General features: G+C 36.6%; 8 protein-coding genes, 2 tRNA genes, 2 rRNA genes and 1 pseudogene (1 of these 13 running past the window's edge). 11 read left to right on the plus strand and 2 right to left on the minus strand.

The window, feature by feature from the left end:
• Nucleotides 1-45 precede the first annotated feature (45 nt).
• From A0O34_RS13195 to A0O34_RS13220, 6 genes are all read left to right on the plus strand, one after another.
• A complete protein-coding gene (locus tag A0O34_RS13195; RefSeq protein ID WP_066755260.1) occupies nucleotides 46-1872 on the plus strand; it encodes a T9SS type A sorting domain-containing protein in 1827 nt (608 codons plus the stop codon).
• Between the two features lie 129 nt (nucleotides 1873-2001).
• Complete coding sequence (locus A0O34_RS13200; RefSeq protein ID WP_066755261.1) at nucleotides 2002-2457, plus strand: DUF1801 domain-containing protein; 456 nt, start codon at nucleotides 2002-2004, stop codon at nucleotides 2455-2457.
• Nucleotides 2435-3091: a YiiX/YebB-like N1pC/P60 family cysteine hydrolase gene (locus A0O34_RS13205; RefSeq protein ID WP_066755262.1), complete on the plus strand. Its 657-nt coding sequence runs from the start codon at nucleotides 2435-2437 to the stop codon at nucleotides 3089-3091. The genes A0O34_RS13200 and A0O34_RS13205 overlap by 23 nt, the downstream gene beginning before the upstream one ends.
• A 367-nt stretch (nucleotides 3092-3458) precedes the next feature.
• Entirely contained in the window at nucleotides 3459-3770 is a 312-nt protein-coding gene (locus tag A0O34_RS13210; RefSeq protein WP_066755263.1) for an NIL domain-containing protein, read from the plus strand.
• 112 nt (nucleotides 3771-3882) lie between these two features.
• Nucleotides 3883-4437, plus strand: a complete 555-nt coding sequence (locus A0O34_RS13215; RefSeq protein ID WP_066755264.1) for a LemA family protein — start codon at nucleotides 3883-3885, stop codon at nucleotides 4435-4437.
• A 3-nt stretch (nucleotides 4438-4440) separates the two neighbouring features.
• Nucleotides 4441-6357, plus strand: a complete 1917-nt coding sequence (locus A0O34_RS13220; RefSeq protein WP_066755265.1) for a DUF2207 domain-containing protein — start codon at nucleotides 4441-4443, stop codon at nucleotides 6355-6357.
• A 105-nt stretch (nucleotides 6358-6462) separates the two neighbouring features.
• Here A0O34_RS13220 and murA read toward each other — a convergent pair whose 3' ends face one another.
• Entirely contained in the window at nucleotides 6463-7770 is a 1308-nt protein-coding gene (gene murA, locus A0O34_RS13225) for a UDP-N-acetylglucosamine 1-carboxyvinyltransferase (RefSeq protein WP_066755266.1), read from the minus strand.
• Nucleotides 7771-8454, minus strand: coding sequence for a DUF4290 domain-containing protein (locus tag A0O34_RS13230; RefSeq protein ID WP_066755267.1), 684 nt, complete (start codon nucleotides 8452-8454; stop codon nucleotides 7771-7773).
• Between the two features lie 189 nt (nucleotides 8455-8643).
• Here A0O34_RS13230 and A0O34_RS13235 point away from each other — a divergent pair.
• The 5 genes and pseudogenes from A0O34_RS13235 to A0O34_RS13255 all read left to right on the plus strand — a co-directional run.
• Nucleotides 8644-10079, plus strand: a pseudogene (locus A0O34_RS13235) (alpha-amylase).
• Nucleotides 10080-11376: 1297 nt separating this feature from the next.
• A 16S ribosomal RNA gene (locus tag A0O34_RS13240) occupies nucleotides 11377-12893 on the plus strand.
• Nucleotides 12894-13127: 234 nt separating this feature from the next.
• Nucleotides 13128-13201: transfer RNA gene (locus tag A0O34_RS13245), tRNA-Ile, on the plus strand.
• A gap of 82 nt (nucleotides 13202-13283) precedes the next feature.
• A tRNA-Ala gene (locus A0O34_RS13250) sits at nucleotides 13284-13357 on the plus strand.
• 162 nt (nucleotides 13358-13519) lie between these two features.
• A 23S ribosomal RNA gene (locus tag A0O34_RS13255) occupies nucleotides 13520-13811 on the plus strand; it runs 2473 nt beyond the window's last position.
• The 16S and 23S rRNA genes sit together here with 2 tRNA genes alongside, the layout of an rRNA operon.

A 13811-nucleotide genomic window follows, 5' to 3' on the forward strand; every position in this document is an offset into this window, starting at 1 on the left:
TATATTGATGTCTTTTTTCGTATTTTCGGCTGAAATATTAATACCATGATAAAAAAGATATTTTCTATGGCATTATCTGTTACGGCTCTTTTTTCTGTGACAGCTTTGATGGCTCAACAACATTTTCAAACAGTACCTTTTCAATCCGGATATACGGCTGATGTGATCGCTAACGGTGTAGGTCCTTCCATAGCTTCTACAACAAATAATGTGGATGGAACTTATTATAATCTTGTTGCAAATGATTTTAAACCAACTCCAACAAGTATACCTCCTTCTTATGGATTACCAGCAAATGGTACTATTAGTTCAGGACTATCTTCAACCCCTGGATTAAAGTTCCAACTTGGAGATTTAAATGGAAATAATTCTTTAAGGCTAGTTAGTAATATTCCGGGAGCGATTGACAATTCTGGGACTTTGGTATTATCTAATCCAGTGGCGGCAGTTAAACTTTATATGCTTGCTACTAGCGGACAGGGGACTGCTCAAGTAACAATAACAGTTAATTTTACAGATAATACAACTCAATCCTTTACAGAACAGGAGATTCCATTCTGGAATAGCACCAGAACAAATTATGCAATTAGAGGCATAGGGAGAGTTAATAGAAATACAGATGTGCTACAAACCTTTCCAGAGGATCCAAAGCTCTATCAAACTGTTCATAATATTGATGTAGTGAATCAGACTAAGTTGATTCAAAGTATTACAGTAAAGAAAACTATTAATGAAGGAGTAGCTAATATCTTAGCTTTTTCTGTGGATGCTTATACGGATTGTGTAGAACCTATCACACAGCCTGCAGGAGCTATTACTTCAGCCTCAGCGCAGATTTCATGGACCATCCCTACCGGTACTCAGGCAGTAAGTCATGATATTTATTATAGTACAAGTCTGACGGCTCCTACCAGCAGTACCACACCTAATTATTCAGGTGTAACGGGAGTAACTTATACCATTGGAAATTTGTCTCCTAATACCAAGTATTATTATTGGGTGAGAACGAATTGTAATGGTATGATGAACCAGAGTCAATGGTCGTTACCAAAGTATTTTACTACGTTATGTGGTGTTACTGCTCTTCCATATACTTATGATTTTTATTATTTTAATAATTTTGAGTTTAAAACATGTTGGAATAATGCTTTATCAGGAGGAACTCCTGCTACAGGACCTACAGGTACTGCTTATGGCTGGCATAGGAACCCTTTCTTAAATATTGAGAATAATAATTGGGCAGCAACAGTTGTTATAGATGGTGTAAATAAGATTTCATGGACTACAACTCCACTTTTTGATTTTTCTGCGGGTGCATATAAGGTGAAGTTTAAGTATGGTTTAACACCTTATGGATCACCTTCTGCAACTCAAATGGGAGTCGACGATGTTGTACATTTTATGATTTCGAATGATGGTGGAAATACATGGACAATACTAACAACTTGGGATCATAATAATAGTCCTTCAAATACTCCTAATGAGTATACTTATGACATACCTGGCAGTATCAGTGCAACTACAAGATTTGCCTTTTATGCTAGCTCAGGAGCAATTAACGATCATTTTAGTATTAGTTTTTTTGTAGATGACTTTAGTGTTGAAAGTAATGCTCCACTAAGTACTTCGGAAATGAGTAATCCGTCAAAAAAGACAGCAGTTCATCCTAATCCTTTTAAGGATGTTTTATATTTATTAGATACTAGGGAATTGAAAAATGTAAGTGTCGGAGATGCATCAGGTAGAATTGTAAAAACATTTGAAGGTTCTGGAAAGGAACTTAATTTAAGTATGCTGAATGCGGGAGTATATTTTGTGACTGTCATATTCAAAGACGGTTCAAAATCAACTACAAAAGTTATTAAGCAATAATAAACTTTAAATTTAAAAATAGAAGGCAGTTATATTTTATATATAGCTGTCTTTTTTTATTTAATTAAAATTGTAGGATAAGGTTCGTATAAATTTTGTTATTTTGAAAATTGTAAAAACCGAATTAAAATGCAAATTAAAGCAGATTCTGTAGAAGATTATATTTCGAAAATTCCTGAGGAAAGACAAGAAATATTCAAGAAAATATTTGATACGATAACCGATAATTTACCTGAAGGTTTTCAGAAAGGCGTAAGTTATGGAATGGTTGGTTGGGATGTTCCTTTGGAAACTTATCCTGCGGGATATCATTGTACGCCGGGTTCACCGCTTCCGTTTATGGGACTGGCGTCTCAAAAGAATTTCATCGCGTTTTATCATATGGGAATGTATGCAAAACCGGAATTATTAGATTGGTTTGTAGCCGAATTTCCAAAACATTCTAAAAGAAAACTCGATATGGGAAAATCATGCGTCTGTTTCAAGAAAATGGATGATATTCCGTTAGAATTATTAGCTGAGGTGAGCAAAAAAATGACTGTACAAGATTGGATTACTATTTATGAAACAAATTTTAAGAAATAAATTTTTACTAAAAATACTTGTAGCTATTTTTCTTTTAAACTTAATTATAAATTGTAAAAACACACAAAGTTCAGGGTTGAAAAATGGCGATTTACTTTTTGTTACTGCAAAAGAAACAGGATTATCAGGGGCAATTAATAATGTAACTCAAAAACAGAAAAGCACGTCTTTTGATCATATCGGAATTTTAGAAAAGAAAGGAAATGAAGCATTTGTTCTTCATGCCGCTCCAAAAGGCGGTTCGCAAAAACAAAATTTGAAAGATTTTCTGAAAGATCAGGCGAATGATGGACAAAGAGTCGTTTTGTATCGTTTAAAACCCGAATACCAAAATACAATTCCTGCTGCCATTCAAAAAGCAGAAAGTATGTTGGGAAAACCTTATAATTTCAATTATATCTTAGATGAAAACTCTTATTACTGTTCAGATTTTATTGAAAGAGCTTTTCGAAAAGACAATATTTTTAAATTAGAACCTATGACTTTCATTGATCCTAAAACAGGAAAAACCAATGAATTTTGGGAACAATTCTACCAAAAGAAAAATCTTAAAGTTCCGGAAGGTGAGTTAGGTTGCAATCCAAACGGATTGGCCGCATCAGATAAATTGGAAAGAATAAAAGAATTAAAATAATTAGGAATAAGGAATAAGGAATAAGGAATAAGGAATAAGGAATAAGGAATAAGGAATAAGGAATAAGGAATAAGGAATAAGGAATAAGGAATAAGGAATAAGTTTAAAAATAAATTTCTTCTTAAATATTCAGATATTTATAAAACAGTACATATCAATAGGAACGGGCTTTAGCCCGTTTTATTTTTGCCAAAATTCCAAAGGCTTTAGCCAAAACTTAAAAAACTTAATAAATAATGTGTTAAAATTCAAAATTAGTAGTCTACTAATTTGGTGGACTAATATTTTTTTATATTTTTGTCAAAGATTTAAAACAAATGAGATGAATTAAATCAAGAACAGTCTAACCAAAAAAAAATATTTAGTTATGATTACACCAAATCCAACTGTGCAGATTTTACACAACAGAATTAATCTGCAAAAAAAAGAATTGATATTAGAAATAGAGTTAAATGGCAAGATGAAATTCGAGCATTTAATGAATACTATTTATAATCAGTTCGGAATTTGTCACAAGGTGTTATCGGCTAATGTGGAGTACGTTAACGGGCGTAGTTTTGGTTCGGTTCAATTATATATTAATGTAACTTCAGAAGAATATCAGGAACTTGAGTTCTTTCTGAATAAAAATAAACTTCTAAATACGACTGTAGAATATCTCTGCAGAAAGTATTTTTAGGGGAGGTTCATATAGTTTTAATTACGAAAGTGTTCAGTTTACTGAGCGCTTTTTTTATTTTAAATTATAATTAAAAAAAGGTTATTTTTAAGCTAAATTAAAATCGAAATCTATGATCATTCTAATTATTGTAATCGCATTAGCTGTAATATTTCTTCTTTATGGAGTTTCCATTTATAACCAATTGGTAAAACTGAGAAATCTGGTTCAGGAAGCTTGGAGCAGTATCGATGTAATGCTTAAAAAACGTCACGATCTTATCCCGAACCTTGTAGAAACGGTAAAAGGTTACGCAACCCACGAACGCGAAACATTGGACAGTGTGACAAGAGCAAGGGCTCAGGCTGTAGGCGCAAATTCGGTAGAATCTAAGGAAGCTGCAGAGAAAAATCTGAATCAGGCAATGATGAATTTATTCGCTGTTGCAGAGCAATATCCGGATTTGAAAGCAAATACTAATTTCCAACAACTACAATCTGAACTGACTTCCATAGAAAACGATATCGAAAAATCAAGAAGATATTACAACGGAACCGTTCGTGATAACAATACATTGGTAGAATCTTTTCCTAGTAATATTATCGCCAACATGTATAAATTCGTGAAATCTCCGTTCTTCGAATTAGAAAATGCTGCGGAAAGAGAAGTTCCAACTGTAAAGTTTTAAAGAATGAAAAAGTTTTTAGTACTTTTTTATTTGCTGACTTTTACGCTCGCTTTTTCGCAGGAAGAAGATAGTTTAAGTGAGAACAAAAATGGAATTGAACGGATCACTTCTTTTCATTCTGATATTAATGTTGATAAAAAATCTGCGCTGAATATTACAGAAAACATCAACGTCCACAGTCTTGGAATTAATATCAAACGTGGAATTTACCGTGCGCTTCCTTTGTCGAGAAACTTAAATAACAAAACTCAGAAAGTAAAATACGATATCATCTCCGTTAAAAAAGATGGAGTAGAGGAGGATTATCATGAAGAAACCGGAGATGGTTATCTGAAAATATATGTCGGAAATAAGGATGTAATTCTAAGTCCGGGCGATTATAAATATGAAATAAAGTATAAAACAGAAAATCAGATCGGATTTTTTGATAAATACGATGAGGTATATTGGAACGTAAACGGCACAGTCTGGGATTTTGCAATAGATACAATTTCAGCAAAGGTAACCCTTCCTGATGGCGCAAAAATTCTTCAAAATTCATGCTACACGGGTTCTTACGGAAATAATTCTCAAAATTGTAGTTCTAAAGTTTTGTCTGATAATTCGATGGAATGGTCTGCAACTAATTTAGCTCCGAATGAAGGATTGACAATTGCCGCAGGATTTCAAAAAGGAATTATGATTCCACCGCCACCGCCAACTTTTCTCGAAAAATTTGGAATTTTAATCGGTGGAATTATCATATTATTTGGATTGATTTTCTATTACTATTCAACATGGAGAAAATATGGTGTTGATCCGCAAAAGCCAACAGTTTATCCACAATTCAATGTTCCGGAAGACCTTTCACCGGCTTCAATGGGATATTTGGAAAATGAAAGTTTTAAAAATAAATTTCTAACCGCCTCAATCGTCAATCTTGCTGTAAAAGGTTATTTAAAAATAGTTGAAGGCGAAGATTCGGGAATTTTAGGTTTGTTCAGTACAAAAACATTTACTTTAAATAAATTAAAAGAGCCCGATCAGGCTTTACCAAAGGAAGAAATCAACTTAATGAATACTCTTTTCACGGGAAATGATACCTTAAAGTTTGATGGAAAATATAATTCAAAAATTGAAAATGTTGTTAATAGCTTCAAAGGAACATTGGCATTTCAGCATGATAAATTTTTAAATGAAGGAAATAATTTTTCAAAAGTTGTTGTGCCGATTTTAATCATGACGGTTGTATATGCTTTAGGTTTATTTATAAGCTATAAAATAGATCCGGAGCCAGAAAAAATGGCTGGTGGAATAGCTGTATACGTTATTTCTTTAATCATATTTTTTGTAGTATCATTTTTGTCAAGCAGAGTTTCATGGAAATTTTTAATTCCTATTCCAATCTTTGTTATCATTGGATTGATTGGTTTTATTAAACTAGGAAACGGCGGAAGTGAACTTATTAATTTTGGTATTTGTTACTTCTTTATTATTCTAGGATTTACTTCTTTGATGATTTATCAATATGTAATTAAAAGACCGTCAGAAGAAAAATTGAGACAAAAATCTTTAATTGAAGGCTTCAAAATGTACATGGGAGCAGCTGAAAATGAACAGTTGAAATTTCACAATCCTCCTCAAATGACACCACAGGTTTTCGAAACATTACTTCCCTTTGCAATGGTTTTGGGAGTGGATGATATTTGGGGAGAGAAATTTGATACGATGGTTAAAAACATGGCGAACGGAACGGAATATGTTCACGCTTGGTATATTGGAAGTTCGATCAATCATTTAAGCTTTGGAAATACACTGAACTCAAGTCTTACCAATTCCATAAGATCTGCAGCTACGCAACCGTCAAGCTCAAGCAGCGGTTCCGGTGGTGGCGGATTCTCCGGTGGAGGTGGCGGAGGCGGTGGAGGCGGAGGCTGGTAATCCGAACTTCTCAAAAAAATAAAAAGCGTTCAAAATTTTGAACGCTTTTACTTTATAATACAGGCTAAAAACGAATATCTAAATTCTAACCTCTAGTTTCTTATCTTAAATTCTTTCAATATCAGCTCCGATTGCTTTCAATCTCCCGTCAATATTTTCGTAACCTCTGTCGATTTGCTCGATATTGTGGATAATTGATTTTCCTTCCGCAGAAAGTGCAGCAATAAGAAGTGCATTTCCGGCTCTGATATCTGGAGAAACCATTGTTGTTCCTCTTAATGGAGCTTCTTGATTAAGACCGATCACAGTTGCTCTGTGCGGATCACAAAGAATGATCTGCGCTCCCATGTCGATCACTTTATCAACGAAGAATAATCTTGATTCAAACATTTTTTGATGAACCAAAAGACTTCCTTTTGCTTGAGTTGCCACCACTAAAATAATAGACAACAAATCCGGAGTGAACCCCGGCCAAGGCGCATCAGAAATCGTTAAAATAGATCCGTCAATGAATTTCTGGATCTTATAATTTTCCTGAGCAGGAATATAAATATCGTCATTGCTTTGTTCAAGCTGAATTCCTAGTTTTCTAAATGTGTTTGGAATAACGCCAAGTTGGTTCCAGTTTACATTTTTAATGGTAATTTCAGATTTTGTCATAGCAGCAAGACCGATCCAAGATCCGATCTCAACCATGTCTGGAAGCATTGTATGTTCAGTTCCGTGAAGGTGGCTTACCCCTTCAATTGTTACTAAATTAGAACCAATCCCTGAAATATTGGCACCCATTCTGTTCAGCATTTTACAAAGTTGCTGAAGATAAGGCTCACACGCTGCGTTATAAATTCTTGTTTTACCTTTTGCCAAAGCTGCTGCCATTACGATATTGGCAGTCCCTGTTACAGAAGCTTCTTCCAATAAAATAAATTTACCGTTAAGTTCCTTAGCTTTTAATGAATAAAAGAATTCCTCTTCATCATAATGAAATTCTGCGCCAAGTTCTACAAGTCCTTGAAAGTGAGTGTCTAATCTTCTTCTTCCGATTTTGTCACCACCAGGAGTCGGCATATAAGCTTCACCGTATCTTGCCAACATAGGTCCCATTAGCATGATAGAACCACGAAGTTTTGCTCCGTCTTTTTTGAATTCGTTGGATTTTATATAATCGAAGTTTACTTTATCAGCCTTGAAAGTGTAATCACCATGTCCGTTTTTGGTTACTTTTACACCAAAATCTCCAAGAATTTCAATCAGTCTATTGACATCATGGATATCCGGAATGTTTTTAATTCTTACCTCTTCATCAGTTAATAAAACTGCACACAAAATTTGAAGAGCTTCATTCTTAGCTCCCTGTGGAGTAATTTCACCTTGCAGTCTTTTTCCTCCTCTTATTTGAAATGTTCCACTCATTTACTTTCTGTTATTGTTGTTAGTGTTGCTTCTGTTATTGTTATTATTGTTGTGCCTTCTTTTATTGGGCTGGTTTTGGTTTCTGTTATTATTACTGTTGCTTCTGTTATTGTTGTTTCGGTTGTTGTTGGTAGTATAGTAGATCTTACTCTTTTCAAGAGATTCTATATTGGTAAGATCCAACCTGTTATCCGAAAGCTCTTTCAAATGACGGAAAATCACATCATCAGTAACATGCTCTTTATTATAAACATTATAAGATTTCTTCATATTATTGGCAATTACCTCCTTCAAAGCTTCTTTTTCGTCGCCAGGTTCTAGTTCTATTGCTTTTTCTATTAATTGAAGAATACTTTTTCCGTAAAATTTAAAATCTCCCTGTAATTTAGGGTATTCCATTGTTTTTGGTTTCTCTGCCAATTGCTCTCTTGTAGGAAATGGATATGGTGAATCTACATCCAGATCATAATTAGCTAAAATAAAAAGATGATCCCAAAGTTTATGTTTATAATTGTCTTCATCACGAAGTTGTGGGTTTCTTTGACCCATAAAATCGATGATCGCCATCGCCATTTCGCTTCTTTCATCCCTGTCAGAAAGCTCTTTGCAACGCTCAACCAACTGTTGTATTATTCTGCCGTATTCGGGCATATGAAGCTGGGTTTTTTGGGTATTGTATTCCATAGTATGCAAATATATGGATTAATGGAAAAATTGTACCGAAAATCTTCAAAGTTTATGATTTTTTAATGAAGATCCAAATAATGTATTGATAGAGTTTATTATTTAATACAAAAATTATTTCACGTGAATAAGAATTTATTTCAATAAAAGTGTAATTTAGTTATTAGTTTAATAATTAAAACATTGTATATGAAAAAAACACATTTCTTACTTTCTTTTTTTGCATTAGGCTTTATTAATTCTTGTCAGAATAACGACGATATTGTTGATAAGAAGCCTGAACAATTAGAGATTAATAACAAAACAGTAAATGTTACCACTCACGATGGTAGACCTTTCAGTACCGGAAGTGCTAGTTCAGTAAATGGAAAATTTGTTTCGGATTCCGGCGGTGGAGTCTTAATGCAGGGATTTTATTGGGATGTTCCTGATGGCGGAAATTGGTGGAACACTGTAAAAACTAAAGTAACTGATTGGTCAAATGCAGGAATTGATGCAATTTGGCTTCCCCCAGCTTCAAAAGCTCAAAACGGAGCGTACTCAATGGGCTATGATCCAACAGATTATTATGATTTTGGAAATTTTAACCAAAATGGAAGCGTTGAAACCCGTTTCGGGTCAAGAATGGAACTGGAAGCATTAATTACAAAAGCACATACCGAAAATATGCAGGTTTATGCAGATATCGTAATTAATCATAACAGTGGCGGTCAATCTCAGGCAAATCCTTTTACAGGAACAAACACATGGACAGATTTTTCAGGTGTTGCATCAGGAAAATTTCCTAGAAGCTACAATGATTTCTACAAAAACTCTTACGGAAATAATGATAAGGAGCTTTTGGAGGCTTCCCGGATTTATGTCATGCAAACCCTTACGTTCAGGACTGGCTTTGGGGCAGAGATGATTCTGTCGCAAAATATTACAAAAACGTAATGAAATTTGATGGCTGGAGATTCGATTATGTTAAAGGTTTCGGTCCATGGGTTGTCAATACCTGGAATGCCAATGTTGGCGGATTTTCTGTCGGAGAATTATGGGATTCTAATGTGAATACTCTGGAATGGTGGGCAAATAATGCTAACAGTTCTGTTTTCGATTTTGCAGCCTATTATAAAATGGATGAAGCCTTCGATAACGGAAACCTAAATGCATTAAACGACGATATGATGTGGAAGAGAAACCCTTACAAAGCCGTAACCTTTGTTTCAAACCACGATACGGATATTATCAATAATAAAATGTTGGCTTATGCTTATATTTTAACTCATGAAGGCTATCCTACGATTTTCTATAGAGATTACGAAGAGTGGCTGAATAAAGAAAGATTAAATAACCTGATCTGGATCCACAACAACAAAGCAACCGGAAATACTTCAATTCTGTATACGGATAACGATGAATATATTGCCAGACGTAACGGTTACAACGGCAATCCAGGATTGGTTGTTTATATTAACAGTTCATCAAGCTGGCAGGAAAGATGGATCCAAACCAATTGGGCAAGTCAACAAATTAAAGACTTCACAGGAAGCTCAACTTGGTATCCAACGACACAAGGCGATAAGTGGGTGAAAATTCAATGCGCCCCGAACAGCTATTCTGTTTGGTCATTGAATCAATAAACACCAGCTAAAATATTTTCCCACAGATTACAAAACTTACAGAAAAATAATCTGTGGGATTAATAGAGATCATTTCAATTTTTTAGTATCATATATATAAGGTATAACAGAGTAATTAAACTCTGCTTTTTTGTTTCCCAGATATCATTGCGAGAAGCGAAGCGCCGAAGCAATCTCAACGCCTCCAACTCTCCAAACTCTCTAACCCTTTAACTCTCCAACTCAAAAATTTCAGGAGCTTCATCCGGCTTTCCGCTCTATCTTTTTGGTTACGTCCTGCGCTTCGCTTCGGCCGCCCCCAAAAAGGATGCCGCTTCAATCCGGGCTAGGGGATAAGGGCGTTCTTATTTCTGTTTCTCGTCATAGAATTTTCCCCAGACATTAATCGTTTATCAATCCACATCCTTTCTTCCATATTTCCTTTCCCCAATCCTAAAATTGATCTATAAAGCTATAGACTCATACTCTCCCACTCTCATCCTCTCCAACCCTCCCACGCTCAAACCCTAATTTTAAGATCTGTGCCAATCTGTGAAAATCTGTGGGAAATAAAAAAGCATCCTCAAGCATAGCCTCTCACGAATTCAAACCTGTTAGGTTTTCAAAACCTAACAGGTTTATTTGAACATTTTCTATAGCACACCTTATATATAGTATACCTATTATATAAAAAGGAAATCCTTTCAAGTCCCATTAAAAGCTCCAAAACCCATCCGAACGCGCATTCCCAGACCTTTCAAAAATATAATCGAATCCTGTGGATAACTACGGCTTAATCTATAAATGAAACTATATCAATAAATTAGATTGAGAACTTCTCCACAATACGAGTTTTATATGAACATTATGTTAAATGTATTTGGAATGATGGGTAAAAAGGTGCTACTTTTGCGGCACTGAAAAACGCGAGTTAATTGGTAGCGCAGAAGGAGGTAATAGAGTATAAAGACTACGGACAAAACAAAAAATAAACTTTAGATTTTTAGTAAATAAAAGTTGTGAGTTTTAAAAAGATTTGTATCTTTGCAGTCCGGTAAAACGGGAGCAGAGGAGTAGAAGATTGGGATATGAAAGAGGAGATTTAGGGTTAGTTAAAAAACTTTAAATTAAGTCAAAAATATTTTGGTCAATTAGAAATAAATAATTACTTTTGCACACGCAAATCTATACTGAAAACGACAGAAAATTAGGTATAGTAAAAAGCGGAAGATACAAGAAGATCATTGAAAAATAGATATAACAACCAAGTAAGGAAAAGACTAGAACGTTAATAACTTTGAGTGAGTCAGACAAACATACAATGGAGAGTTTGATCCTGGCTCAGGATGAACGCTAGCGGGAGGCCTAACACATGCAAGCCGAGCGGTAGAGATCTTTCGGGATCTTGAGAGCGGCGTACGGGTGCGGAACACGTGTGCAACCTGCCTTTATCTGGGGGATAGCCTTTCGAAAGGAAGATTAATACCCCATAACATATTTGATGGCATCATTAAATATTGAAAACTCCGGTGGATAGAGATGGGCACGCGCAAGATTAGATAGTTGGTGAGGTAACGGCTCACCAAGTCAGTGATCTTTAGGGGGCCTGAGAGGGTGATCCCCCACACTGGTACTGAGACACGGACCAGACTCCTACGGGAGGCAGCAGTGAGGAATATTGGACAATGGGTTAGCGCCTGATCCAGCCATCCCGCGTGAAGGACGACGGCCCTATGGGTTGTAAACTTCTTTTATACTGGGATAAACCTACTTACGTGTAAGTAGCTGAAGGTACAGTATGAATAAGCACCGGCTAACTCCGTGCCAGCAGCCGCGGTAATACGGAGGGTGCAAGCGTTATCCGGATTTATTGGGTTTAAAGGGTCCGTAGGCGGGCTCGTAAGTCAGTGGTGAAATCTCATAGCTTAACTATGAAACTGCCATTGATACTGCGAGCCTTGAGTAAGGTAGAGGTAGCTGGAATAAGTAGTGTAGCGGTGAAATGCATAGATATTACTTAGAACACCAATTGCGAAGGCAGGTTACCATGTCTTAACTGACGCTGATGGACGAAAGCGTGGGGAGCGAACAGGATTAGATACCCTGGTAGTCCACGCCGTAAACGATGCTAACTCGTTTTTGGGCTTTAGGGTTCAGAGACTAAGCGAAAGTGATAAGTTAGCCACCTGGGGAGTACGTTCGCAAGAATGAAACTCAAAGGAATTGACGGGGGCCCGCACAAGCGGTGGATTATGTGGTTTAATTCGATGATACGCGAGGAACCTTACCAAGGCTTAAATGGGAATTGACAGGTTTAGAAATAGACTTTTCTTCGGACAATTTTCAAGGTGCTGCATGGTTGTCGTCAGCTCGTGCCGTGAGGTGTTAGGTTAAGTCCTGCAACGAGCGCAACCCCTGTCACTAGTTGCTAGCATTAAGTTGAGGACTCTAGTGAGACTGCCTACGCAAGTAGAGAGGAAGGTGGGGATGACGTCAAATCATCACGGCCCTTACGCCTTGGGCCACACACGTAATACAATGGCCGGTACAGAGGGCAGCTACACAGCGATGTGATGCAAATCTCGAAAGCCGGTCTCAGTTCGGATTGGAGTCTGCAACTCGACTCTATGAAGCTGGAATCGCTAGTAATCGCGCATCAGCCATGGCGCGGTGAATACGTTCCCGGGCCTTGTACACACCGCCCGTCAAGCCATGGAAGTCTGGGGTACCTGAAGTCGGTGACCGTAACAGGAGCTGCCTAGGGTAAAACAGGTAACTAGGGCTAAGTCGTAACAAGGTAGCCGTACCGGAAGGTGCGGCTGGAACATCTCATTTTAGAGCGTCTTTAGACGTTAAACAAAATACAAAGTACTTAAATGTACAAATTGTACTTACTTAAAGAACGTTTTAGTTTTTTACTCGGTTGATTTATATTAAAAAAATACAAAACCCACTAGAAATTAGTATCAGGGAGGAGAGATTTTAGTAAAAGAAGTTAGAGGTTAGATATTAGAGGTTAGTTTTCAAACTAACAACTAAAAACCGACAACCGACAACTAAAATTAATGAAGTCTCGTAGCTCAGCTGGTTAGAGCGCTACACTGATAATGTAGAGGTCGGCAGTTCGAGCCTGCCCGAGACTACTAATTAAAGCGGTAAGCAATAAGCTTTAAGCAGTAGGCATTTTGCCTAGAGCTTGTAGCCTATAGCCTACAGCACCTAGAGGGGGAATTAGCTCAGCTGGCTAGAGCGCCTGCCTTGCACGCAGGAGGTCAAGGGTTCGACTCCCTTATTCTCCACAGTTTTGTGAGTTTGATTTAAAAGTAAGATGGATAGAGCCAAAACAAATATTCATTTATCAGACGAGCAGAAAGAATTTAAAGATCATTGACATTAACGGTAAAAATATCACAAAGAGAAAACCGAGCACTTGCGAGTGCTTGAGTAATTAATAAAATAGGAAAGAAATCGTTAAGGGCGTATGGCGGATGCCTAGGCTTTCAGAGGCGAAGAAGGACGCGGTAAGCTGCGAAAAGCTGCGGGGATCGGCACACACGAATTGATCCGCAGATGTCCGAATGGGGCAACCCGGCATGTTGAAGACATGTCACTCCAATTTATTGGAGAGCAAACCCGGAGAACTGAAACATCTAAGTACCCGGAGGAAAAGAAATCGAAGAGATTCCGTAAGTAGTGGCGAGCGAACGCGGATTAGCCCAAAAGTCTTTATATATTTAAAAGAATGTTCTGGAA

It is taken from the genome of Chryseobacterium glaciei (genome assembly GCF_001648155.1).
GTDB lineage: Bacteria > Bacteroidota > Bacteroidia > Flavobacteriales > Weeksellaceae > Chryseobacterium > Chryseobacterium glaciei.

Bases quoted from the DNA above. Each gene is read 5' to 3' on its own strand.
- A0O34_RS13205 (WP_066755262.1), top strand. From the start codon at position 2,435: ATGAAACAAATTTTAAGAAATAAATTTTTACTAAAAATACTTGTAGCT.
- A0O34_RS13200 (WP_066755261.1), top strand. From the start codon at position 2,002: ATGCAAATTAAAGCAGATTCTGTAGAAGATTATATTTCGAAAATTCCT.
- A0O34_RS13210 (WP_066755263.1), top strand. From the start codon at position 3,459: ATGATTACACCAAATCCAACTGTGCAGATTTTACACAACAGAATTAAT.
- A0O34_RS13220 (WP_066755265.1), top strand. From the start codon at position 4,441: ATGAAAAAGTTTTTAGTACTTTTTTATTTGCTGACTTTTACGCTCGCT.
- A0O34_RS13195 (WP_066755260.1), top strand. From the start codon at position 46: ATGATAAAAAAGATATTTTCTATGGCATTATCTGTTACGGCTCTTTTT.
- A0O34_RS13230 (WP_066755267.1), bottom strand. From the start codon at position 8,454: ATGGAATACAATACCCAAAAAACCCAGCTTCATATGCCCGAATACGGC.
- A0O34_RS13215 (WP_066755264.1), top strand. From the start codon at position 3,883: ATGATCATTCTAATTATTGTAATCGCATTAGCTGTAATATTTCTTCTT.
- murA (WP_066755266.1), bottom strand. From the start codon at position 7,770: ATGAGTGGAACATTTCAAATAAGAGGAGGAAAAAGACTGCAAGGTGAA.